Annotated in this window: 25 protein-coding genes and 1 tRNA gene; all 26 read left to right on the forward strand. The window is 61.3% G+C overall.

The window, feature by feature from the left end; translation table 11 throughout:
- Nucleotides 1–65: 65 nt before the first annotated feature.
- The 26 genes from F7R11_RS07925 (at nucleotide 66) to F7R11_RS08050 (ending at nucleotide 23,578) form a co-directional block, all read left to right on the forward strand.
- The gene (locus tag F7R11_RS07925) at nucleotides 66–1,013 is read left to right on the forward strand and encodes an HAD family hydrolase (RefSeq protein WP_064802474.1); all 948 of its coding nucleotides are present in this window, start codon (nucleotides 66–68) and stop codon (nucleotides 1,011–1,013) included.
- A gap of 21 nt (nucleotides 1,014–1,034) precedes the next feature.
- Nucleotides 1,035–2,039: an NAD(P)H-quinone oxidoreductase gene (locus F7R11_RS07930; protein WP_064802476.1), complete on the forward strand. Its 1,005-nt coding sequence runs from the start codon at nucleotides 1,035–1,037 to the stop codon at nucleotides 2,037–2,039.
- Between the two features lie 85 nt (nucleotides 2,040–2,124).
- Nucleotides 2,125–2,871 (forward strand): triose-phosphate isomerase, encoded by a 747-nt coding sequence (gene tpiA / locus F7R11_RS07935; protein WP_064802478.1) that lies wholly within the window; start codon nucleotides 2,125–2,127, stop codon nucleotides 2,869–2,871.
- Nucleotides 2,872–2,936: 65 nt separating this feature from the next.
- Nucleotides 2,937–3,296, forward strand: a complete 360-nt coding sequence (gene secG / locus F7R11_RS07940; RefSeq protein WP_064802480.1) for a preprotein translocase subunit SecG — start codon at nucleotides 2,937–2,939, stop codon at nucleotides 3,294–3,296.
- A gap of 180 nt (nucleotides 3,297–3,476) precedes the next feature.
- Nucleotides 3,477–3,561: transfer RNA gene (locus F7R11_RS07945), tRNA-Leu, on the forward strand.
- 178 nt (nucleotides 3,562–3,739) lie between these two features.
- Nucleotides 3,740–4,099 (forward strand): NADH-quinone oxidoreductase subunit A, encoded by a 360-nt coding sequence (locus F7R11_RS07950; protein WP_021194990.1) that lies wholly within the window; start codon nucleotides 3,740–3,742, stop codon nucleotides 4,097–4,099.
- Between the two features lie 6 nt (nucleotides 4,100–4,105).
- Entirely contained in the window at nucleotides 4,106–4,588 is a 483-nt protein-coding gene (locus F7R11_RS07955) for a NuoB/complex I 20 kDa subunit family protein (RefSeq protein WP_003261929.1), read from the forward strand.
- Between the two features lies 1 nt (nucleotide 4,589).
- On the forward strand, nucleotides 4,590–5,192 hold the full coding sequence (locus tag F7R11_RS07960; RefSeq protein WP_021194989.1) for an NADH-quinone oxidoreductase subunit C: 603 nt from the start codon (nucleotides 4,590–4,592) through the stop codon (nucleotides 5,190–5,192).
- 13 nt (nucleotides 5,193–5,205) lie between these two features.
- Nucleotides 5,206–6,459 (forward strand): NADH-quinone oxidoreductase subunit D, encoded by a 1,254-nt coding sequence (locus F7R11_RS07965; protein ID WP_021194988.1) that lies wholly within the window; start codon nucleotides 5,206–5,208, stop codon nucleotides 6,457–6,459.
- Nucleotides 6,460–6,567: 108 nt separating this feature from the next.
- The gene (nuoE, locus tag F7R11_RS07970; RefSeq protein WP_021194987.1) at nucleotides 6,568–7,068 is read left to right on the forward strand and encodes an NADH-quinone oxidoreductase subunit NuoE; all 501 of its coding nucleotides are present in this window, start codon (nucleotides 6,568–6,570) and stop codon (nucleotides 7,066–7,068) included.
- Entirely contained in the window at nucleotides 7,069–8,364 is a 1,296-nt protein-coding gene (nuoF, locus tag F7R11_RS07975) for an NADH-quinone oxidoreductase subunit NuoF (protein ID WP_021194986.1), read from the forward strand. It begins immediately after the preceding gene.
- A gap of 12 nt (nucleotides 8,365–8,376) precedes the next feature.
- Nucleotides 8,377–10,728, forward strand: coding sequence for an NADH-quinone oxidoreductase subunit NuoG (nuoG, locus tag F7R11_RS07980; RefSeq protein WP_064802482.1), 2,352 nt, complete (start codon nucleotides 8,377–8,379; stop codon nucleotides 10,726–10,728).
- 8 nt (nucleotides 10,729–10,736) lie between these two features.
- A complete protein-coding gene (gene nuoH, locus F7R11_RS07985) occupies nucleotides 10,737–11,801 on the forward strand; it encodes an NADH-quinone oxidoreductase subunit NuoH (RefSeq protein ID WP_021194984.1) in 1,065 nt (354 codons plus the stop codon).
- Nucleotides 11,802–11,821: 20 nt separating this feature from the next.
- Complete coding sequence (nuoI, locus tag F7R11_RS07990; RefSeq protein ID WP_003261939.1) at nucleotides 11,822–12,313, forward strand: NADH-quinone oxidoreductase subunit NuoI; 492 nt, start codon at nucleotides 11,822–11,824, stop codon at nucleotides 12,311–12,313.
- A 146-nt stretch (nucleotides 12,314–12,459) separates the two neighbouring features.
- On the forward strand, nucleotides 12,460–13,104 hold the full coding sequence (locus F7R11_RS07995) for an NADH-quinone oxidoreductase subunit J (RefSeq protein WP_021194983.1): 645 nt from the start codon (nucleotides 12,460–12,462) through the stop codon (nucleotides 13,102–13,104).
- Nucleotides 13,105–13,121: 17 nt separating this feature from the next.
- A complete protein-coding gene (gene nuoK, locus F7R11_RS08000; RefSeq protein ID WP_021194982.1) occupies nucleotides 13,122–13,433 on the forward strand; it encodes an NADH-quinone oxidoreductase subunit NuoK in 312 nt (103 codons plus the stop codon).
- A 42-nt stretch (nucleotides 13,434–13,475) separates the two neighbouring features.
- On the forward strand, nucleotides 13,476–15,533 hold the full coding sequence (nuoL, locus tag F7R11_RS08005) for an NADH-quinone oxidoreductase subunit L (protein WP_064802484.1): 2,058 nt from the start codon (nucleotides 13,476–13,478) through the stop codon (nucleotides 15,531–15,533).
- A 12-nt stretch (nucleotides 15,534–15,545) separates the two neighbouring features.
- Nucleotides 15,546–17,012, forward strand: coding sequence for an NADH-quinone oxidoreductase subunit M (locus F7R11_RS08010; RefSeq protein ID WP_064802486.1), 1,467 nt, complete (start codon nucleotides 15,546–15,548; stop codon nucleotides 17,010–17,012).
- Between the two features lie 16 nt (nucleotides 17,013–17,028).
- Nucleotides 17,029–18,504 carry an NADH-quinone oxidoreductase subunit NuoN gene (gene nuoN, locus F7R11_RS08015; RefSeq protein ID WP_064802488.1) on the forward strand — a complete coding sequence of 492 codons (1,476 nt, stop codon included), beginning with the start codon at nucleotides 17,029–17,031 and terminating at the stop codon, nucleotides 18,502–18,504.
- Between the two features lie 13 nt (nucleotides 18,505–18,517).
- The gene (locus F7R11_RS08020; protein ID WP_064802491.1) at nucleotides 18,518–18,832 is read left to right on the forward strand and encodes a DUF2818 family protein; all 315 of its coding nucleotides are present in this window, start codon (nucleotides 18,518–18,520) and stop codon (nucleotides 18,830–18,832) included.
- A gap of 45 nt (nucleotides 18,833–18,877) precedes the next feature.
- Entirely contained in the window at nucleotides 18,878–19,498 is a 621-nt protein-coding gene (locus tag F7R11_RS08025; protein ID WP_064802493.1) for an NUDIX domain-containing protein, read from the forward strand.
- Between the two features lie 136 nt (nucleotides 19,499–19,634).
- A complete protein-coding gene (locus F7R11_RS08030) occupies nucleotides 19,635–20,096 on the forward strand; it encodes a DUF1178 family protein (protein WP_021194976.1) in 462 nt (153 codons plus the stop codon).
- An 83-nt stretch (nucleotides 20,097–20,179) separates the two neighbouring features.
- Nucleotides 20,180–21,376: an acyl-CoA dehydrogenase family protein gene (locus tag F7R11_RS08035; protein ID WP_064802495.1), complete on the forward strand. Its 1,197-nt coding sequence runs from the start codon at nucleotides 20,180–20,182 to the stop codon at nucleotides 21,374–21,376.
- Between the two features lie 24 nt (nucleotides 21,377–21,400).
- Nucleotides 21,401–22,531, forward strand: coding sequence for an acyl-CoA dehydrogenase family protein (locus tag F7R11_RS08040; protein WP_064802498.1), 1,131 nt, complete (start codon nucleotides 21,401–21,403; stop codon nucleotides 22,529–22,531).
- Nucleotides 22,532–22,588: 57 nt separating this feature from the next.
- Nucleotides 22,589–23,059, forward strand: coding sequence for a MaoC family dehydratase (locus F7R11_RS08045; protein WP_064802500.1), 471 nt, complete (start codon nucleotides 22,589–22,591; stop codon nucleotides 23,057–23,059).
- A gap of 39 nt (nucleotides 23,060–23,098) precedes the next feature.
- Complete coding sequence (locus tag F7R11_RS08050) at nucleotides 23,099–23,578, forward strand: MaoC family dehydratase (protein ID WP_064802502.1); 480 nt, start codon at nucleotides 23,099–23,101, stop codon at nucleotides 23,576–23,578.
- Nucleotides 23,579–23,612: the final 34 nt, after the last annotated feature.

Genomic DNA, 23,612 nt, shown 5'->3' on the forward strand with positions numbered 1-23,612 from the left:
GCTGGACAGTGTCCAGCCGTTTTTTTGTTTACACTGCGTCGCGAGTTCTTCTTCCGCGACCCATCATGAGCCGCTTGTTCGAGCAAAACCGCATCGCTGTTGTCTGGGATTTCGATAAAACGCTGATCCCGCGTTACATGCAAGAGCCGCTGTTCGAGCGCTATGGCATCGTCGAGCAGGGCTTCTGGGATGAAGTTGAAGCCGGCTCGAAGACTATCGAATCGCGCGGCCAGAAGGTCAATCGTGAAACGTTCTACCTGAATGTACTGCTGCGCCACGTGCGCGACGGCCGCATGGGCGGTCTCGATAACGCCACGCTCCGCGAGCTCGGCACTCAACTCGAATTTTTCCCCGGCGTGACCGATTTCTTCGAGCGCAGCAAGGCATGGGTGCGCGACAACGCTGCCTACCAAGCCTTCGACATCAAGCTCGAACACTACATTGTCAGCACGGGGCTGACGGAGATGATCAAGGGCTCGCCCATTGCTCCGTACATCGACGGCGTGTGGGGCTGCGAATTCTTGGAGGCGCCCGACGCGAACGGTCGCCAGGTCATCTCGGAAGTCATCTACGCCATCGACAACACCACCAAAACCCGCGCGCTGTTCGAAATCAACAAGGGCGTCAACAAGCACCCAGAAGCGGTCAATGTGAACTCGTCGATTGCCGAAGACGAGCGCCGCGTGCCGTTCGCCAACATGATCTATGTGGCCGATGGCCCGAGCGATATTCCGGCATTTTCGGTGGCGCGCAAGGGCGGCGGCCGCACGTATGCGGTCTACAACCCCGAGAGCCCGCGCTCATTCGAGCAGGCTGACAACCTGCGTGCCGATGATCGCGTCGACATGCTCGGCCCAGCCGATTACCGAGCCGGCTCGCCCACCGAGATGTGGCTCAAATTGCATATCGGCAAAATCGCTGACGCCATCGTCCACGGCAAGCAAGAGATTCTGCGCGAGACATCGCGCGGCATCCCGCAGCACTTCGTTGAGCCCAAGCGCAGCGCCTCGTAACCCAATACCGAATGGATTCCCATGAAAGCGATTGAAATCACCCAGTACGGCGGCCCTGAAGTCCTGAAACTTGGCGAGCGTCCGATGCCCGAGCCCAAGGCCGGCGAAGTGTTGATCCGCGTGCGCGCGGCCGGCGTGAATCGGCCGGATGTTTTTCAACGTATGGGCAACTATCCGGTGCCACCGGGCGCGTCTGATATTCCGGGGCTGGAAGTGGCCGGAGAAATTGTCGGCGGCGATCTGTCACACGCGGATAACCGCTATGGCCTGAAGGCAGGTGACCGCGTATGCGCGCTCGTGCAAGGCGGCGGCTATGCCGAGTTCTGCGCGGCGCCGGTTGGTCAGGTGCTGCCGGTGCCTGCGGGGTTGACCGACGTCGAGGCCGCCGCGCTGCCGGAGAACTACTTCACTGTGTGGTCGAACGTGTTCGATCGCGGCTTGCTGGGCCAGGGCCCGCACGGCAAGGCGGAGGCGCTGCTCGTGCAGGGTGGCTCCAGCGGCATTGGCACGACGGCGATCCAGATGGCATCCGCACTCGGTTATCGCGTGTTTGCCACGGCCGGTAGCGCCGACAAGTGCACCGCGTGTGTGGAGTTGGGGGCCGCGCGCGCCATCAACTACAAAACCGAAGACTTCGCCGAGATCGTCAAGGCTGAGACCGGGCGGGGCGTTGACGTGGTGCTCGATATGGTTGGTGGCAGCTATGTCGCACGCGAGATTGCCTGCACGGCTGACGATGGCCGCATCGTGCTGATCGCGCTGCTGGGCGGTGCCAAGGCTGAAGTGCCGCTGGGCGACATTCTGCGCCGGCGCATTACGCTCACGGGGTCGACGTTGCGCCCACGCCCGGTGGCCTTCAAGGCCGCAATCGCCGCCAACCTTTACGAGCATGTGTGGCCGCTGCTGGCGTCAGGGCGTATCAAGCCTGTCGTGCACGAGGTGATGCCGGCCGCGCAGGCAGCGCAGGCGCACGCCTTGATGGAGTCGAGCGCGCACATCGGCAAGATCATGTTGGTTTGGGATTGAGTTCAAGGCGCCAAAATTGACCCCGTTTTTGCCGCCACGGTAGAATGCCGGGTTTATTTGACAGTCGACCGGGCGGAACAAGAACGTGAACGCAAGACCGAAGCTGGTGGTAGGCAACTGGAAGCTGCATGGCAGCCTGAGCACCAACGCCGCGCTGCTTGAGCAGATCAAGGCCGCAGGCAAGACCAACGCCACGCTGGCGGTGTGTGCGCCGTTCCCGTATCTGGCCCAATGCCAGTCGCTGCTCGCGGGTTCTGCGGTGGGTTGGGGCGCGCAAGATGTGTCGGCTGAAACGCGCGGCGCGTTCACCGGTGAAGTGGCGGCGTCGATGCTGTCTGAATTTGGCTGCGGCTACGCAATCGTCGGTCACTCGGAGCGTCGCACGTATCACGGTGAAACCGATGCGCAAGTGGCGTCGAAGGCACTGCGTGCACTGGAGCATGGCATCACCCCGATCGTCTGCGTAGGCGAAACGCTGGCGCAACGTGAGGCGGGCGAAACTGAGCAGGTGGTCGGCCGCCAACTGGATGCGGTGCTGGAGGCGCTGTCGATCGAGCAACTGGGTCGCATCGTCGTGGCTTACGAGCCGGTCTGGGCAATCGGCACCGGCAAGACTGCAACCAGCGAGCAGGCGCAGGCCGTGCACGCTTTCCTGCGCGCACGCATCGCAGCCCGTGATGCGGGTGTGGCACAGCGTCTGCAGATTCTGTACGGCGGCAGCGTCAAGCCGGACAACGCAGGTGAGTTGTTTGCGATGGCGGACATCGATGGTGGCCTGATCGGCGGTGCATCGCTGAAGGCCGAAGATTTCTTGGCGATCGGTCGCGCTTGAACGATTGATCGAGGTTGCAGCATGCGGCGCATGTGCAACCGCAACATATTATTGAGAGAAACGAAATGGCAATTCTGAAGACTCTGCTGCTGGTAGCGCAAATCCTGAGCGCGCTTGGTGTGATCGGTCTGGTGCTTCTGCAGCATGGCAAGGGCGCTGATGTGGGTGCTGCCTTCGGCTCTGGCGCATCGGGCAGCCTGTTTGGTGCGACCGGTTCGGCCAACTTCCTGTCGCGCACGACGGCTGTGCTGGCCACCGTGTTCTTCGTGGCCACGCTGGCGCTGACGCTGATCGGCACCAACAAGGGCAGCGTGTCGGCGGGTGTGATGGGTTCGGTGGCTCCGGTTGTGCCGGCCGCTTCGGCGCCCGCGGCATCGGCTCCGGCTGTTCCGGCTGCGGCCTCCGCACCGGCTGTGCCGAAGTAATTTGATGTAACGATTGCCGGCGCGCTGTTGATTTTTTCTGGTGCGTCGCGAGGTATAAGATTTTTGTTTGTGCATTGAACAAAAGCTTCGCTTTGCGGTAGAATGTGAGGCTTGAAACAACACGGAAAACGGCAGCGGCGTTAAGCCTGAACCGCGTTCCTGATAGAGTTTCATCCCCCAGCCGACGTGGTGAAATTGGTAGACACGCTATCTTGAGGGGGTAGTGGCGAAAGCTGTGCGAGTTCGAGTCTCGCCGTCGGCACCAATCAAATTCGGGGTCTGGCTAATGGGCATTCCGCTTGGAAATGTTCCTTTCTGGCCCCATCCGCAAAACGACATGCAGTTAGAGTGTCGTGAGGCTGCGGACCCGGCGCCTTCGATGGGGCGACAAGGCGCCGCCTGCGGGCAGTGCTGTTGCAACCATTCAAAAAGGCGGGCGTCCCTTGAACCTCGAAGCCTATTTCCCCGTACTGTTGTTCATCGTCGTTGGTGTTGGCCTTGGCCTTGCACTCATGACCATCGGCCGAATTCTCGGTCCGAACAATCCCGATCCTCAAAAGCTCTCGCCGTACGAGTGCGGCTTCGAAGCCTTTGAAGACGCGCGCATGAAGTTCGACGTGCGCTATTACCTCATCGCCATCCTGTTCATCCTGTTCGATCTGGAGACCGCGTTCCTCTTCCCGTGGGGCGTGGCGCTGCGTGAAATCGGTTGGCCTGGGTTCTTCGCGATGGGTGTGTTTCTTCTCGAGTTTCTCGTGGGCTTCGTCTACATCTGGAAAAAAGGCGCGCTCGATTGGGAGTGATGTGAAATGGCGATCGAAGGCGTACTCAATGAAGGCTTTGTCACGACTACCGCTGACAAGCTGATCAACTGGACCCGCACCGGGTCGCTGTGGCCGATGACGTTCGGCCTGGCCTGCTGTGCTGTGGAAATGATGCACGCGGGTGCATCGCGTTATGACTTGGACCGCTTCGGTGTGGTGTTCCGCCCGTCGCCGCGTCAGTCGGATGTGATGATCGTGGCCGGCACGCTGTGCAACAAGATGGCCCCCGCTCTGCGCAAGGTGTACGACCAGATGGCCGAGCCGCGCTGGGTCATCTCGATGGGCTCGTGTGCCAACGGCGGCGGCTACTACCACTATTCGTATTCCGTGGTGCGCGGTTGCGACCGTATCGTGCCGGTTGACGTGTACGTGCCGGGCTGCCCGCCGACGGCTGAAGCGCTGATCTACGGCATCATCCAGCTGCAGGCCAAGATCCGTCGCACCAATACTATTGCGCGCAAGGGCTGACATGACCGAAAAGCTTGCCACCCTGAAGGCCGCGCTCGAAAAGACGCTGGGCAATCGTGTTCAAAGTTTGACCGAGGCGGTTGGCGAACTCACCCTCGTGGTGAAGGCTGCCGATTACCTCGACGTCATGCGTACGCTGCGTGATGACGCATCGCTTAAGTTCGAGCAGTTGATGGACCTGTGCGGCGTTGACTATGCCGACTACGGCGATGGTGCCTGGAATGGTCCGCGCTTTGCTGCTGTGTCGCATCTGCTGTCGATCACGAACAACTGGCGCGTGCGCGTGCGCGTGTTCGCGCCGGAAGATGATTTCCCGGTCGTGCCTTCCGTCACCACCATCTGGAATTCCGCCGACTGGTTTGAGCGTGAGGCGTTCGACCTGTACGGTCTGGTGTTCGAGGGTCACCCAGACCTGCGCCGCATCCTGACCGATTACGGTTTCATCGGCCACCCGTTCCGCAAGGATTTCCCAGTCTCGGGCTACGTTGAAATGCGTTATGACCCGGTGCAGCGTCGCGTGGTCTACCAGCCGGTGACCATCGAGCCGCGTGAGATTACGCCGCGTGTGATCCGCGAGGATCAGTACGGTGGTCTGAAGCACTGAAGGGCGCCCGATCATGGCAGATATCAAGAATTACACCCTGAACTTCGGCCCGCAACACCCGGCCGCGCACGGCGTGCTGCGCCTTGTGCTCGAGCTGGACGGCGAAGTCATTCAACGTGCCGACCCGCACATTGGCCTGCTGCATCGCGCGACTGAGAAGCTCGCCGAGCAGAAGACCTGGATCCAGAGCGTGCCGTACATGGACCGCCTCGACTACGTGTCGATGATGGTCAACGAGCATGCGTACGTGATGGCCATCGAGCGTCTGCTGGGCCTGGAAGTGCCACTGCGTGCTCAGTACATCCGCGTCATGTTCGATGAGATCACGCGGATCATGAACCACTTGATGTGGATCGGTTCGCATGCGCTGGACGTGGGCGCCATGGCGGTGTTCCTGTACGCCTTCCGCGAGCGCGAAGACCTGTTTGACATGTACGAGGCGGTGTCGGGTGCACGCATGCACGCGGCTTACTATCGTCCTGGCGGCGTCTACCGCGATCTGCCTGACACGATGCCGCAATACAAGGCATCCAAGGTGCGCAACGAGAAGGCCCTGGCTGCCCTGAACGAAACGCGTTCGGGTTCGTTGCTGGACTTCATCGAAGACTTCACCAACCGTTTCCCGAAGTACGTTGACGAATACGAAACGCTGCTGACCGACAATCGGATCTGGAAGCAGCGTCTGGTCGGTATCGGCGTGGTGAGCCCGGAGCGTGCGCTCAACAAAGGTTTCTCCGGCGCCATGCTGCGCGGCTCGGGCATTGCCTGGGACGTGCGCAAGAAGCAGCCTTACGAAGTCTACGACCGCATTGATTTCGACATTCCGGTGGGTGTGAACGGCGATTGCTACGACCGTTACCTGGTACGTGTTGAAGAAATGCGCCAGAGCAATCGCATCATCCGTCAGTGCATCGAATGGCTGCGCAAGAACCCGGGTCCGGTGATCACCGATAACCACAAGGTGGCTCCGCCGTCGCGCGTCGAGATGAAGACGAACATGGAAGAGCTGATTCACCACTTCAAGCTCTTTACCGAAGGTATGCACGTGCCCGAGGGCGAGGCGTATGCCGCCGTCGAGCATCCGAAGGGTGAGTTCGGCATCTATGCGATCTCGGACGGTGCCAACAAGCCGTACCGTCTGAAGATCCGCGCGCCGGGCTTTGTGCACTTGGCGGCGCTCGACGAGATGGCGCGCGGCCACATGATCGCCGACGCTGTGACGATCATCGGTACGCAAGACATCGTGTTTGGCGAGATTGATCGCTAAGCCCGCAAGACATAACGGTTTGACGCGCAGGCAAGCGCGGCTGTGAAACGAGGACGCACGCCGGGGTACTTGTAGTTCGCCCCGCGTCCCGCACCAATCGCAACGAACATGCTATCAGCAGAAGCTCTCAAGGAAATCGACCGGGCGGTCGCGAAATATCCCGCCGACCAGAAGCAGTCCGCCGTGATGGCGGCGCTGGCGGTCGCGCAGAGCGAGAAAGGCTGGGTCTCGCCCGAAGTCATGCAGTTCGTGGCCGAGTACCTCGAAATGCCGCCGGTGTGGGTCGAGGAAGTGGCGACGTTCTACAACATGTACGACACCAAGCCGGTGGGTCGCTTCAAGCTGTCGGTGTGCACGAACCTGCCGTGCGCACTGTCGGGTGGTGAGCGCGCTGCCGACTACCTGAAGAAGAAGCTGGGCATCGGTTTCAACGAGACCACTGCCGACGGCAACTTCACGCTGAAGGAAGGCGAGTGCATGGGCGCGTGCGGTGACGCACCGGTCATGATCGTCAACAATACCAATATGTGCAGCTTCATGAGCAACGAGAAGCTCGACGCGCTGATCGCCGACCTCCAGGCGAAGGCGACCAACGGAGCAGGCAAGTAAATGACCTCTCTGCACGATCGACACATTCAGCCGTTGATTCTCGCCGGTCTGAACGGCGACAACTGGCACCTTGAAGACTACGTCAAGCGCGGTGGCTATCAGCAGCTCAAGCGCATCCTGACGGAAAAGATCACCCCCGAACAAGTCATTGCCGACGTGAAGGCCTCGGGCCTGCGTGGTCGTGGCGGTGCGGGCTTCCCGACCGGCCTGAAGTGGAGCTTCATGCCGCGCCAGTTCCCGGGCCAGAAGTATCTGGTGTGCAACACGGACGAGGGCGAGCCAGGCACGTTCAAGGATCGCGACATCATTCGCTACAACCCGCACGCGCTGATCGAAGGCATGGCCATCGGCGGCTACGCGATGGGCATCACCGTGGGTTACAACTACATCCACGGCGAGATCTGGAACGAGTACAAGATTTTCGAGCAGGCGCTTGAAGAGGCGCGTGCTGCCGGTTTCCTGGGCGACAACATCCTCGGCTCCGGTTTCAACTTCCAGCTGCATGCGCACCATGGCTATGGCGCGTACATCTGCGGCGAAGAAACTGCGCTGCTCGAGTCGCTGGAAGGCAAGAAAGGTCAGCCGCGCTTCAAGCCGCCGTTCCCGGCGAGCTTTGGCCTGTATGGCAAGCCGACCACGATCAACAACACCGAAACCTTTGCAGCGGTGCCGTTCCTGCTGTCGATCGGCCCGGACAACTACCTGAAGATGGGCAAGCCGAACAACGGCGGCTCGAAGATCTTCTCGGTGTCTGGCGACGTGGAGCGTCCGGGCAACTACGAGATTCCGCTCGGCACGCCGTTCTCCAAGCTTCTGGAACTGGCTGGCGGCATGCGCGGTGGCAAGAAGCTCAAGGCGGTCATTCCGGGTGGTTCGTCGGCGCCGGTCGTGCCGGCCGATCTGATGATGGCCTCCGACATGGACTACGACTCGATCGCCAAGGCCGGCTCGATGCTGGGCTCAGGCGCCGTGATCGTGATGGACGAAACGCGCTGCATGGTGAAGTCGCTGCTGCGCCTGTCGTACTTCTACTTTGAAGAGTCGTGCGGCCAGTGCACGCCGTGCCGTGAAGGCACCGGCTGGCTGTACCGCGTGGTCGATCGTATCGAGCACGGCAAGGGCCGCCAGGAAGACCTGGACCTGCTCAACAACGTGGCCGAAAACATCATGGGCCGGACCATCTGCGCGCTCGGCGATGCCGCCGCGATGCCGGTCCGCGGCATGCTCAAGCACTACTGGGATGAGTTCGCGTATCACGTCGAACACAAGCAGTGCATGGTGCCCACCTACATTTAAGCGTGGCAGAACATGGTTGAAATCGAAATCGATGGCAAGAAGGTTGAGGTTGCCGAAGGCAGCTTGGTGATGGAGGCGGCTCGTCAGGCGGGCACCTACATTCCTCACTTCTGCTATCACCGCAAACTGTCGGTCGCGGCCAACTGCCGGATGTGTCTGGTCGAGGTCGAGAAGGCGCCCAAGGCGCTGCCGGCCTGTGCCACGCCGGTCACCGCGGGCATGAAGGTCTTCACCAACTCCGAGAAGGCGGTGAAGGCGCAGAAGTCCGTGATGGAATTCCTGCTGATCAACCACCCGCTGGATTGCCCGATTTGCGATCAGGGCGGCGAGTGCCAGTTGCAGGATCTGGCCGTGGGTTACGGCAAGTCCGAGTCGCGCTACAAGGAAGAGAAGCGTGTGGTGTTCCACAAGAACGTGGGCCCGCTGATCTCCATGGAAGAGATGACGCGCTGCATCCACTGCACGCGCTGCGTCCGCTTTGGCCAGGAAGTGGCCGGCGTGATGGAACTGGGCATGCTCAATCGCGGTGAGCATTCCGAGATCACCACGTTCGTCGGTCAGACTGTTGACTCCGAGTTGTCGGGCAACATGATCGACCTGTGCCCGGTCGGTGCGCTGACCAGCAAGCCGTTCCGCTACTCGGCTCGCACATGGGAACTGGCACGCCGCAAGTCGGTGTCGCCGCACGATGGCCTGGGCGCCAACGTGATCGTCCAGACGAAGAACCAGCGCGTGATGCGCGTGCTGCCGCTGGACAACGAGGCGATCAACGAATGCTGGCTGTCCGACAAAGACCGCTTCGCCTATGAAGGCGTGAACAGCGACGACCGCCTGACCCAGCCGATGCTCAAGCAGGGCGGTCAGTGGAAGGCTGTCGACTGGACCACGGCGCTGGAATACGTTGCCAACGGCCTGAACGAAATCAAGCGCGACCATGGCGCAGAGCAGATCGGCGCGCTGGCCAGCCCGCACAGCACGCTGGAAGAGCTGTTCCTGCTGCAAAAGTTGGTGCGCGGTATCGGCAGCGACAACGTCGATTTCCGTCTGCGTCAGTCCGATTTCTCGGCCAAGCCGACGGGCGCTCCGTGGCTGGGTATGCCGATCGCCGATGTGTCGCTGTTGCAGCGCACGCTGGTGGTGGGCGCATTCCTGCGCAAGGATCATCCGCTGCTGGCCGCACGTCTGCGTCAGGCCGGCAAGAAGGGCTCGCAGCTGAATGTGATCGGCGCCGGTGGTGAAGACCTGCTGATGCCCGCTACGCAACTGCTGGGCGCACCGTCGCAATGGCTGTCGCTGCTGTCGCAAGTGGCGGTGGCGGTTGCTGCCGCTAAAAGCGTCGCTCGTCCGAATGGTACCGATGGTGTTGAAGCAGGTGACGTTGCCAAGCGCATCGCCGAAAGCCTGGCTTCGGGTGAGCGCAAGGCTGTGTTCCTCGGCAACGCCGCTGTGGCACACCCGCAATTCTCGCAACTGCATGCGCTGGCCCAGTGGGTTGCGCAGCAGACCGGCGCCACGCTGGGCTTCCTGACGGAAGCAGCCAACACCGTCGGCGGCTACATCGCTGGCGCACTGCCGCAAGGCGACGGCCTGGACGCCGCCGCCATGCTGGCGCACCCGCGCCGCGCATACGTGCTGCTCGGTGCTGAGCCGGAATTCGATACGGCCAATCCGGCGCAAGCCCGTGCTGCACTGGACCAGGCTGACACCGTGGTTGTGCTGGCGCCGTTCGCGTCGCGCGCTGCGCTGGAATACGCCGACGTGCTGTTGCCGACTGCGCCGTTCACTGAAACCTCGGGCACCTTCGTCAACTGCGAAGGCCTGCCGCAGAGCTTCAGCGGTGTTGTGCGCGGCCTGGGCGATTCGCGTCCGGCCTGGAAGGTGCTGCGCGTGCTGGGCAACCTGCTGAACTTGTCGGGATTCGATTACGACACCTCGGAAGTCGTGCGTAATGAAGTGCTGGCCAAGCCGGTGACCGATCGTCTGTCGAATACGACGACGGCACAAATCGCCGCTCCCGCCGCCGCCGCTGCCGGCATCGAGCGTCTGGCAGATGTGCCCATCTATCACGCTGATCCGATCGTGCGCCGCGCAGGTTCGCTGCAACTGACGGCCGCTGCCCGTGCTGCGGTTCGCGCTGGTCTGCCGGCCGATCTGTTTGCGCAACTGGGCCTGGCCAACGGCGATGCTGTTCGCGTGACGCAAGGGCCGGGTAGCGTGGTGCTGCCTGCGGTGCTGGACAAGTCGCTGGCGTCCGGCGTGATCCGCGTGTCGGCCGCGACCGAGGTATCGGCCCAGCTGGGTGCGATGTTCGGTGCGGTGAGCGTTGAAAAGGTTGAATCGTCCGCTCTGGCGGCTACGGTGTAAGGGTCAACATGATCGAGTCGATTACTTCTTTCGGCACGGCGACCTTCGGTGGCTGGTGGCCGCTGATCTGGACGCTGGTGCGTGCGGTCTGCATCATCCTGCCGCTGCTGCTGTGCGTGGCTTACCTGATCCTGTGGGAGCGCAAGCTGATTGGCTGGATGCACGTGCGTCTGGGCCCGAACCGCGTTGGCCCGATGGGCCTGCTGCAGCCGATTGCCGACGTGCTAAAGCTGCTGCTCAAGGAAGTCATGGTGCCGAGCCAGGTCAGCCGTGGCCTATACATCATTGCGCCGCTGATGGTGCTGATGCCGGCTGTGGCGATCTGGGCGGTGGTGCCGTTCCAGGCCGAAGCTGTGGTGTCGAACATCAATGCCGGCCTGCTGTACGTGATGGCGATCAGCTCGGTGGGCGTGTACGGCGTGATCCTGGCCGGTTGGGCCTCGAACTCCAAGTACGCGTTCCTGGGTGCGATGCGCGCTTCGGCGCAGATGATTTCATACGAAATCGCCATGGGCTTCGCGCTGGTGACGGTGCTGATGGTGACGGGCAGTCTGAACCTGTCGGACATCGTCAACTCGCAGAACCGCGGTTTCTTTGCGGACCACGGCGTCAACATCCTGTCGTGGAACTGGCTGTCGTTGCTGCCGATGTTCGGCGTGTACTTCATCTCGGGCGTGGCGGAAACCAACCGTCACCCGTTTGACGTGGTGGAAGGCGAATCGGAAATCGTGGCCGGCCACATGATCGAGTACTCGGGCATGGCGTTCGCGCTGTTCTTCCTGGCCGAGTACATCAACATGATCGTTATCTCGGCGATGACGGCAACCATGTTCCTGGGTGGCTGGGCGCCGCCGATCGATGCACCGGTGTTCAACTGGATTCCGGGCTTCTTCTGGCTGCTGATCAAGGTTTTCCTGCTGCTGTCGGTCTTCATCTGGCTGCGCGCATCGTTCCCGCGTTATCGCTATGACCAGATCATGCGCCTGGGCTGGAAGATCTTTATTCCGCTCACCGTGGGTTGGCTGATCATCGTTGCCATCTGGCTGGTGTCGCCGTGGAACATTTGGAAGTAACGGGACAATAGGAAGGCACCATGTTGCTTGCCATCAAGGAATTCTTTAACAGCCTGCTCCTGAAGGAACTCTTCAAGGGCTTGGCGTTGACCGGGCGCTATCTGTTTGCGCGCAAGATCACTGTGCTCTTCCCGGAAGAGAAGACGCCGCTGTCGCCGCGTTTCCGCGGACTGCACGCGCTGCGTCGCTATCCGAATGGGGAAGAGCGTTGCATCGCATGCAAGCTGTGCGAAGCCGTGTGCCCGGCCCTGGCCATCACGATCGAGTCGGACCAGCGTGACGACGGCACCCGCCGCACCACGCGCTACGACATCGACCTGACCAAGTGCATTTTCTGCGGCTTCTGTGAAGAAGCTTGCCCGGTGGATGCCATCGTCGAGACGCACATCCTGGAATACCACGGTGAGAAGCGCGGCGACCTGTACTTCACCAAGGACATGCTGCTGGCCGTGGGTGACCGCTTCGAGCCGGAAATTGCGGCGAACAAGGCGGCCGACGCGAAGTACCGCTGATTCAGGACACTCGCTGCGCAAGCGGCGAGTGGCGCAGTTGAAATTCCGGAAGGACAACGGCTCCTCGTGAGCCAACCAGCTACGGCGGCATCATGCCGCCGCGGCTTTGGACAAGCGCGTGCCGCAAAACGGCCCGCGCCAGGATCATGGAAATCACGACGATCATCTTCTACTGTTTCGCGCTGGTGCTGGTGCTCTCAGCGCTGAAGGTCATCACCGCGAAGAACCCGGTGCACGCGGCGCTGTTCCTCGTGCTGTCGTTCTTCACCGCAGCGGCGATCTGGATGCTGCTCAAGGCGGAATTCCTCGCCATCACGCTGGTGCTGGTCTACGTGGGGGCAGTGATGGTGCTGTTCCTGTTCGTGGTGATGATGATCGATATCGACATCGAGCACTTGCGACGAGACTTCTGGACGTACGTGCCCCTGGCGGCGTTCGTGGGCGTGGTCATCATCCTGGAAATGGCTGTGGTGCTGACCAAGACCTTCATGGGGCGCGTACAACCTGTGCAGGAATTGCCCAAGGGCTTCAACGGCCCGAATACGCAGGCGCTCGGCAAGCTGATCTACACCGATTACATCTATGCCTTTGAAGTCGCGGGCATTGTGCTGCTGCTGGCGATTGTCGCTGCCGTGGCGCTCACGGCCCGTCGCCGTAAGGACGCCAAGACCCAGAAGGTGGCCGATCAGCTTCGTGTGCAGCGCAAGGACCGCGTGCGCCTGGTTTCGATGCCGGCTGAAAAGGCCGCTAGTACCGTATCCGGCGCAGCTTCGGCTGATTCCAAGAGCTGAGCCCCGGGAGTATCCATATGTCTTCGCTATCCCTCGCCCATTACCTCGTGCTCGGCGCGGTGCTGTTTGCCATCAGCATCGTCGGCATCTTCCTGAACCGCAAGAACGTCATCGTGCTGCTGATGGCGATCGAATTGATGCTGCTTGCGGTCAATATGAACTTCGTCGCGTTCTCCCACTACCTGGGTGACTTGGCGGGGCAGGTGTTCGTGTTTTTCATCCTGACGGTGGCCGCGGCGGAATCCGCGATCGGTCTCGCCATCCTGGTGGTGCTCTTCCGTAACCTGGACACCATCAACGTCGACGATCTGGACAGCCTGAAGGGTTAAACCCAGGGCTAACCTCCGCATCCACCTATAAGAAGCGTTCCAATGGCTACCACGCTCAACCCTAACCTGCTGCTGGCGATTCCGCTTGCGCCGCTGGCCGGCTCAGCGATCGCCGGGCTGTTCGGCACCAAGTTCTTCGGCGAGAAGATCGGCCGCAAGACGTCCCACAGCGTCACCATCCTCGGTGTGGCAATCGCCTTCATCCTGTCGGTGTCGGTGCTGCTCGACGTCATCAACGGCGCCGGCTACAACGCCACTGTCTACGAATGGATGACGGTCGGCTCGCTGAAGATGGAAGTCGGCTTCCTCATCGATTCGCTCACGGCGATGATGATGTGCGTGGTGACCTTCGTCTCGCTGATGGTGCACATCTACACCATCGGCTACATGCAGGAAGACGACGGCTACAACCGTTTCTTCGCGTACATCTCGCTGTTCACCTTCTCGATGTTGATGCTCGTGATGAGCAACAACTTCCTGCAGCTGTTCTTCGGCTGGGAAGCGGTGGGCCTGGTGTCGTACCTGCTGATCGGTTTCTGGTTCAAGCGCCCGACGGCCATCTACGCCAACATGAAGGCGTTCCTGGTCAACCGCGTGGGTGACTTCGGTTTCGTGCTCGGTATTGGCCTGCTGCTGGCGTACAGCGGTAGCCTGAGCTACGCCGACGTGTTTGCCGCGCGTGACAACTTGGCGACGATCGGTTTCCCGGGCACCGACTGGCACATGCTGACGGTTGCCTGTATCTGCCTGTTCATCGGCGCGATGGGTAAATCGGCACAGTTCCCGCTGCACGTGTGGCTGCCGGACTCGATGGAAGGTCCGACCCCGATTTCCGCTCTGATCCACGCGGCCACCATGGTGACCGCAGGTATCTTCATGGTTGCGCGCATGTCGCCGCTGTTCGAACTGTCGGACGCCGCGCTGTCGTTCGTGCTGGTCATCGGTGCCATCACTGCGCTGTTCATGGGTTTCCTGGGCATCATCCAGACCGACATCAAGCGCGTGGTGGCGTACTCGACGCTGTCGCAGCTCGGTTACATGACCGTGGCGCTGGGTGCCTCGGCGTACCAAGTGGCTGTGTTCCACCTGATGACGCACGCGTTCTTCAAGGCGCTGCTGTTCCTCGGTGCCGGCTCGGTCATCATGGGCATGCACCACGATCAGGACATGCGCAATATGGGCGGCCTGCGCAAGTACATGCCGATCACGTGGTTGACGTCGCTGGTGGGTTCCCTCGCGCTGATCGGTACGCCGTTCTTCTCGGGCTTCTACTCAAAGGATTCGATCATTGAGGCGGTGGCGGAATCGCACCTGCCCGGCGCTCAATTTGCATACTGGGCCGTGCTGGGTGGCGTGTTCGTGACGGCGTTCTATTCGTTCCGCATGTACTTCCTGGTGTTCCACGGTGAAGAGCGTTTCGGCAAGGCCGATGCCCACCACCACGAACATCACGAAGAGGAAGACGGCGGCCACGAGCATCACGGCCTGGCGCCGGGCGAGAAGCCACACGAGTCGCCGTGGGTGGTGACGGTGCCGCTGGTGCTGCTGGCAATTCCGTCGGTGGTGATCGGTGCCTGGGCCATTCAGCCGATGCTGTTCGGCGAGTTCTTCAAGCACGGCGTGGCATTTGCACAGGTGATCTTCAACGGCGAGAACCACGAAGCTATGAACGTGCTGGGCGAAGACTTCCATGGCTGGGTTGAGATGGCGGTGCACGGCTTCACCTCGGTGCCGTTCATCCTGCTGGTGTCAGGTGTGGTGCTGTCGTGGTTCTTCTACCTGAAGCGCCCGGACATTCCGGCTGCAATCGCCAAGCGTTTCTCCGGCATCTACAAGCTGCTGGACAACAAGTACTACATGGACAAGATCAACGAGATCGTCTTCGCTAACGGTGCGGTCAAGTTTGGCCGTGGCCTGTGGAAGGGCGGCGATCAGGGCGTGATCGACGGCGTGGTTGTGAACGGCAGCGCGCGTCTGGTGGGTTGGTTCGCGAGCGTCGTGCGCCTGCTCCAGTCCGGCTACATCTATGACTATGCGTTCGCGATGATTGTCGGCACGGTTGGCCTGCTGACGTACTTCGTGTTCCTGGCGGGCAAATAAGGGATAACAAAAATGGTTCTGTCTTTTGCGATCTGGCTGCCGATCTTCTTCGGCGTGCTGGTGCTGGCCTCGGGCTCAGACCGCAATCCCGGTTATGTCCGCTGGATGTCGCTGATTGGCTCGCTGATCAGCTTCGTGATTACGCTGCCGCTGATTACGCGTTTCGACAAGTCGACGGCCGCGATGCAGTTCGTCGAGAAGTCGAGCTGGATCGAGCGCTTCCACATCAACTACTACCTGGGTGTCGACGGCATCTCGATGTGGTTCGTGGTGCTGACGGCGTTCATCACGGTGATCGTGGTGATTGCGGCCTGGGAGGTGATTACCGAACGCGTGGCGCAGTACATGGCGGCGTTCCTGATCCTGTCGGGTCTGATGATCGGCGTGTTCGCCTCGCTCGACGGCATGCTGTTCTATGTGTTCTTCGAAGCCACGCTGATCCCGATGTACATCATCATCGGCGTGTGGGGCGGCCCGAATCGCGTGTACGCAGCGTTCAAGTTCTTCCTGTACACGCTGCTGGGCTCGCTGCTGACGCTGGTTGCGCTGCTGTACCTGTACTTCCACAGCGGTACGTTCGAGATCCTGCAGTGGCATCAGGTCAAGCTGTCGATGAACGAGCAGATCCTGATCTTCATCGCGTTCTTCATGGCGTTTGCCGTGAAGGTGCCGATGTGGCCGGTGCACACCTGGCTGCCGGACGCCCACGTGGAAGCGCCGACCGGCGGTTCCGTGGTGCTGGCCGCGATCATGCTGAAGCTGGGTGCCTACGGTTTCCTGCGGTTCTCGCTGCCGATCGCGCCGGATGCCAGCCATCACTTGTCTGCGTTCATTATCGCGATCTCGCTGATCGCCGTGATCTACATCGGTCTGGTGGCGCTGGTGCAGGCCGACATGAAGAAGCTGGTCGCGTATTCGTCGATCGCGCACATGGGCTTCGTCACGCTGGGCTTCTTCATCTTCAACGAGATCGGTATCGAGGGCGGTATCGTCCAGATGATTTCGCACGGCTTCATCTCGGGCGCGATGTTCCTGTGTATCGGTGTGCTGTATGACCGCGTGCACTCGCGCCAGATCGCTGATTACGGCGGTGTGGTGAACACGATGCCGAAGTTTGCCGCGCTGTCGGTGTTCTTCGCGATGGCCAACTGTGGCCTGCCGGCGACCTCCGGTTTCGTTGGGGAATTCATGGTCATCCTGGGTTCGGTCAAGTACAACTTCTGGATCGGCCTGCTGGCGGCTACCGCGCTGATCTTCGGCGCTGCGTATTCGCTGTGGATGGTCAAGCGCGTGATCTTCGGCGACGTGACGCACAAGCACGTGGCTGAACTGAAAGACCTGAACTGCCGTGAATTCTTCATGCTCGGCGTGCTGGCGATCGCAACGCTTTACATGGGCCTGTATCCGAAGCCCTTTACCGATGTCATGCATGCGTCCGTGGTGAATCTCCTCACCCACGTGGCTCAGAGCAAGCTGTAAGCGGGGAGAAGAAACCATGCAATTGTCCTCATCCATGGCGGCTATCGCCCCGATCATCTTCCTCGCGCTCGGCATCGGTGCCGTCAACTGGATTGACCTGGCGCGCGGTCAGAATCGCAGCAGCGTTGCCTATCCGGTGTCGCTGACGATCACGCTGGTGCTGAGCGTCTGGTTTGCCATCAATGCGGCGGCCGGTGAAACGCACTACGTGTTCAGCAACCTGGCCGTGATTGACCCGATGGCCAATGTGCTGTGCTCCGTGGCGGCACTGGCGGTGTTCGTGACGATGGTCTACACACGCAAGTACCTGGCTGATCGTGGCATGTACAACGGCGAGTTCTACATGTTCGCGCTGTTCACGCTCGGCGGTCAGGTGGTGATGATCACCGGCAACAACTTCCTGACGCTGTATCTGGGCCTGGAACTGCTGTCGCTCGCTTCGTACACGCTGGTGGCGTTGCGCCGCGGTGCGAATGTCTCGTCAGAATCGGCGATGAAGTATTTCATCCTCGGTGCGCTGGCGTCCGGCCTGCTGCTGTACGGTATGTCGATGATCTACGGCGCGACGGGTTCACTGGATCTGGGTGAGGTGTTCCGCCAGATCAACACTGGCAATATCAACAAGACGATCCTGGTATTCGGCGTGGTGTTCCTGGTAGCAGGTTTGGCATTCAAGCTGGGTGTCGCACCGTTCCACATGTGGGTGCCGGACGTGTATCAGGGTTCCCCGACGGCTGTGACGCTGCTGATCGCCGGTGCGCCGAAGCTGGCTGCATTTGCCATGACGCTGCGCATCCTGGTCGAAGGCCTGCTGCCGCTGGCGTTCGACTGGCAAAACATGCTGATCGTGCTGGCTGTGCTTTCGCTGGCCATCGGTAACATCACCGGTGTGGTGCAAACGAATTTCAAGCGCCTGTTGGGGTATTCGACGGTCTCGCACATGGGCTTCCTGCTGCTGGGTCTGCTGTCGGGCGTGAGCGCTGGCAAGCCGGATCTGACAGCGCAGGCTTACAGCGCGTCGATGTTCTATGCCGTGACCTACGTGCTGACCACGCTGGGCGCCTTCGGGATCATCCTGCTGCTGTCGCGCAAGGGCTATGAGGCGGAAGACATTGCTGACCTGAAGGGCTTGTCGAAGAAGAGCCCGTGGTTTGCACTGCTGACGCTGTTCATGATGATGTCGCTGGCAGGTCTGCCGCCGACGGTCGGCTTCTACGCCAAGCTGTCGGTGCTGGGTGCGGTGGTCGATGCTGGCATGCCGTGGCTGGCTATCGTGGCAGTGCTGTTCTCGCTGGTGGGCGCGTTCTACTACCTGCGCGTCATCAAGGTCATGTACTTTGATGCGCCGACAGATGAAGGTCCGGTGGAAGCCACCTTCGGCCTGCGTTCGGTGCTGTCGGTCAACGGCCTGCTGGTGCTGCTGCTGGGCATCTTCCCGGCCGGCTTGATGGCCCTGTGCTACCAGGCAATCCGCCTGACACTGGCTTCGTAATCGAGCGCATGCAATGAACGCATCAACGGCCGGCCTGTTTGTCATCGTGTTGGCACTGATCTGTGCCAACCTGCCGTTCGTCAATCAACGCGTGCTGGCCCTGGTGCCCATTCGTTGGATTGGCTGGCCGCGCAAGCCGTTCTGGCTGCGCGGCACCGAGCTGATCGCCATGTATGTTGTGGTGGGGTTGATCGGCTTCGGTATTGAATCGAGCCAGGGTAATGCCTTCCCGCAAGGCTGGCAGTTCTACGCAATCACTGCTTGCCTGATGCTGGTGTTCGCGTTTCCCGGCTTCACGTGGCAATACCTCGTTCGCCACTTCCGTTGATCACCCGCCGGGCAGGCACCCGCTGTCTCGGCATGAGAGAGCGCCATGTCCGATACCAATCCCGCATCTACGATCCCTGCATCAGCAGACACGACGTCTGACCCGGATGCCGGCCTGCGCGAGACCCAGGTCGCGTCGGCCTTGATGCATCAAGGCAAGTTCCTCACGCTCAAGCAGGACATCGTCCGCCTGCCGGACGGCCGCAATGCCAGCCGCGAGTACCTGATCCACCCGGGTGCGGTCATGATGATCCCGTTGTTTGACGACGGCACCGTGCTGATGGAGCGCCAGTTCCGCTACCCGATCGGTCAGGTGATGATCGAATTCCCCGCCGGCAAGCTTGACCCGCAAGAGGGGGCTCTGGCGTGCGGCAAGCGCGAACTGGTTGAAGAAACCGGCTACACGGCTGAACGCTGGGACTACCTCACACGCATCCACCCGGTCATCTCGTATTCCACCGAGTTCATCGACATCTATCTCGCGCGCGATCTGAAGCAGGGCGAGGCGATGCTCGATGAAGGTGAGTTCCTTGAAACCTTCATCACGTCGGCGGGCCAATTGATCGACTGGGTGCGTGAGGGCAAGATTTCCGACGTGAAGACCATCATCGGCACGTTCTGGCTCGAGAAGATTCTGTCGGGCGCTTGGACGCCAGGTGCTGCCTGAGCCTCTTGCGTGGCCGTCTGATCACGCCTTTTTCCTGTCGTTGTTACTATAGCGAACGGTCGTGCGAAAAAATTAGCACGACCGTTCACAAATTTTCGAATCGGGGATACACTCGTCCCCATGCGCTGGACCGATCATGAAAGTGCTGGACCTCCGCTGTGCCAATGACCACCGCTTCGAAGGCTGGTTCGGCTCCGATGCCGACCTGCAATCACAGCAAGAACGCGGGCTGTTGACGTGCCCGGTTTGCGGTCACAACGAGGTTGAGCGCTTGCCGAGTGCGCCGCGCCTGAATCTGTCGTCGTCACGTGCGGAGAACGCCCACAAAGGCGATACCGCCAAGACAGCGGAAGGCGAGGGCGGTGCGCCCGCAGCCCTGCAACAGCTCTACCTGAAAGCCGTGCGCCATGTCCTGGCCAACACTGAGGACGTCGGCGACCGGTTTGCAGAAGAAGCGCGTCGCATGCACTACGACGAGGCGCCGGAGCGGGGCATTCGCGGGACAACGTCTCGGGAGGAAGCGCAGGAACTGGCAGAGGAAGGCATCGAGGTGATGCCGCTGCTGGTGCCCGATGCGCTCAAGCAGCCCGTGCACTAGCTCCCGATCTCAGGTCCGCGCCGGTCCGACAGAACGTGCTTTGCCGATTTGCCACGGCAGAGCGCCAACCACAGGAGACAGGCATGGATCTGAACTACTCGGCGGCCGATAATGCGTTCCGCCAGGAAGTCCGCGGCTGGCTGCAAGCCAATCTGCCCCGCGACATTCAAGACAAGGTGTTGAACCACCGCCGCCTGAACCGCGAAGATTTCGTTCGCTGGCACAAGGCATTGGCGGGCAAGGGCTGGTCGGTACCGCACTGGCCGGTCGAGTGGGGCGGTACCGGCTGGTCCCCCATCCAAAAGCATATCTGGGACGAGGAGTGCGCTGAGATTGGCGCGCCTGGCGTGCTGCCGTTCGGCGTCAGCATGGTCGCCCCCGTGATCATGAAGTACGGCAACGAAGCGCAGAAGCGCTACTTCCTGCCGCGCATTGTCGATTGCACCGACTGGTGGTGCCAGGGCTACTCCGAGCCGGGTTCGGGCTCCGATCTCGCCTCGGTCAAGACCCGCGCCGTGCGTGAGGGCGATCACTACATCGTCAACGGCCAGAAGACCTGGACCACGCTCGGCCAGCACGCCGACATGATCTTCTGCCTGGTCCGGACCGACCCGGACGCCAAGAAGCAAGAGGGCATTTCGTTCCTGCTGATCGACATGAAGACGCCGGGCATCACTGTGCGCCCGATCATCATGTTGGACGAAGAGCACGAAGTGAACGAGGTGTTCTTCGACAACGTGAAGGTGCCGGTCGACAACCTCATCGGCGAGGAAAACCGCGGCTGGACGTACGCCAAGTACCTGCTCGGCCATGAGCGTACCGGCATTGCACGCGTGGGCAACTCCAAGCGTGAATTGGCGTTCCTCAAGCGCGTGGCATTGCAGCACCAGAAGAACGGCAAGCCACTGCTGCAGGACCCGGTGTTCGGCGCCAAGGTGGCCGCGCTGGAGATCGAACTGCTGGCGCTTGAGATCACCGTGCTGCGCGTGGTGTCGAGCGAGAACGCCGGCAAGGGCCCCGGCCCCGAGGCCTCGCTGCTCAAGATCAAGGGCACGCAGATTCAGCAGATGCTGACCGAGCTGATGGTTGAGGCCGTGGGCCCGTACGCTCAGCCGTTCGACCCGAGCTATCTGGAAGGCGAACACCAGCAGGCCGTGACCGGCGACAACGATGCAGCGCCGCTCGCGCCGTACTACTTCAACTATCGCAAGACCTCCATCTACGGCGGGTCGAACGAGATCCAGCGCAACATCATCTCGCAGATGATCCTCGGCGTCTGATCAGAACGGATAACGGAGACAACCATGGATTTCTCGTTCACCGACGAACAGAAGCAACTGGCCGATGCGGTGCGTCGCTTTGTCGACAAGGACTACGGCTTCGAGGCGCGCAACAAGATCGTGTACTCGCCCGAGGGCGTGTCGCAGAGCGCCTGGGACAGCATTGCCGAACTGGGCTTGACCGCGCTGCCGGTGCCGGAAGCGCAAGGCGGTTTTGATGGCCGTGCGATGGACCTGCTGGTGGTTATGCAGCAACTGGGCCGCGGTCTGGTGGTGGAGCCGTACCAGGCCACCGTGCTGGGTGCACAGGCGCTCAAGCTGGCGGGTGGGCAGGATGCGCTGTTGGAGCAGGTGGCTGGTGGTGCTGTCAAGCTGGCCATTGCCTTTGGCGAGCGCCAATCGCGCTACGAACTTTTCAACGTGACCACGCGCGCAGCGCAGCAGGGCAGCGGCTGGACGATCACCGGCGAGAAGGCCGTGGTCGTGCACGGCGCACAGGCCGACAAGCTGATCGTCTCCGCACGTACAGGCGGTGAGGCACGCGATACCGCCGGCCTGTCGCTGTTCGTGGTCGACCGCGATGCCGCAGGGGTGACGGTCAAGGACTACCGCACCATCGACAACCTGCACGCTGCCGACATCCGCTTCGACAACGCGCCGGCCACGACGCTGGGCAAGGCTGGCGACGCATGGGAAACCATCGATGCGGTGGCCGACTTGGGTTGTGTGCTGCTGTGCGCCGAGGCCGTCGGCCTGATCGACGCGCTGAACGCCGCCACGCTGGAATACACGAAGACGCGTCAGCAGTTTGGCGTGCCCATCGCGCGTTTCCAGGCGCTGCAGCATCGCATGGTCGACATGTTCATCCATGCCGAGCAGGCGCGTTCGATCACGTATCTGGCCGCTGCGCACTTTGAGGACGGCGATGTCGAGGCACGCCACCGCTACGTGTCGGCTGCCAAAGCTCGCGTCGGCCAGGCTGCACGCGACGTTGGCCAGGAAGCCGTGCAGCTGCACGGTGGCATGGGCGTGACCAACGAACTGCCGGCCGCGCACATGTTCAAGCGGCTCACGATGATCAACACGACGCTTGGCGACGTGGATCACCACTTGGCACGCTTCGCAACGCTGCCGGGTTTCCAGAACGCGGCGTAATTGCAGTCATCGGCGCCCCGCTTCAACGCGGGGCGTTTGTCATTTGGAGGACGCGACATGACAGAAGCAACACGATCGTACGACTTCTATTTCGACGATTTTGAAGTCGGTCGTACGCTGCAGATGGGCACGTACACCGTTACCGAAGAAGAGATCCTGAGCTTCGCGCGGCAATATGATCCGCAGCCGTTTCACGTGGATGCGGAAGCAGCCAAGCACAGCATCTACGGCGGCATCATCTCCAGCGGCTGGATGACCTGCTCGATCATGATGCGTCTGATGGTGACGGGCTTTCTCGGCAAGGCGGCCAGCATGGGCTCGCCGGGCGTGGACGAAATCCGCTGGATGAAGCCCGTGTATCCGGGCGACACGCTGTCGGTGTCGAGCACGTGTATGGAGATCAAACCGTCGCAGTCGAAGCCGGATCGTGGCGTGGCGATCAACCGCTGGGAAGCGCGCAACCAGCGCGGTGAGCTGGTCTGCACCGTCACAGGCATGGGCCTGTTCGGGCGACGTCCTGCCGCCTGATTGGAATCGGCATCACACAACAACAAGGAGACAACCCAGATGCGCATCATTGAATCGCTCGACGAGCTGCAAGGATTGATTGGTCAGGAAGTCGCGGTGAGCGATTGGACCGAGATCACACAGCAGCAGGTCAACCTGTTTGCCGAGGCGACGGGCGATCACCAGTGGATTCATGTGGATGTGGAGCGAGCCAAACGTGAGTCGCCGTTTGGGGCGCCAGTGGCGCACGGCTTTCTGACGCTCTCGCTGCTGCCGATGCTGATGGCGAATGCGATCAGCATGCCGGACGTGAAGATGGGCGTGAACTACGGCTTGAACAAGGTTCGCTTTACGGCGCCCGTGCCGGTTGGTAGCCGCGTGCGTGCGCGCGTGACGCTGCTGGAGATGGAAGTGCTGCCGCCGCTGCCGAATGCTCCTGCATTGGCCGGCGCGCAACTGACCTGGACAGTGACTATCGAACGCGAAGGGCAGGAGCGCCCGGTTTGCGTGGCGGAGTCGATCTCGCGCCGCTATTCCTGACGGGCGTTTCTTCGCAAGCTCACGGGCCGGCGCA

This window comes from Ralstonia insidiosa, from assembly GCF_008801405.1.
Lineage (GTDB): Bacteria > Pseudomonadota > Gammaproteobacteria > Burkholderiales > Burkholderiaceae > Ralstonia > Ralstonia insidiosa.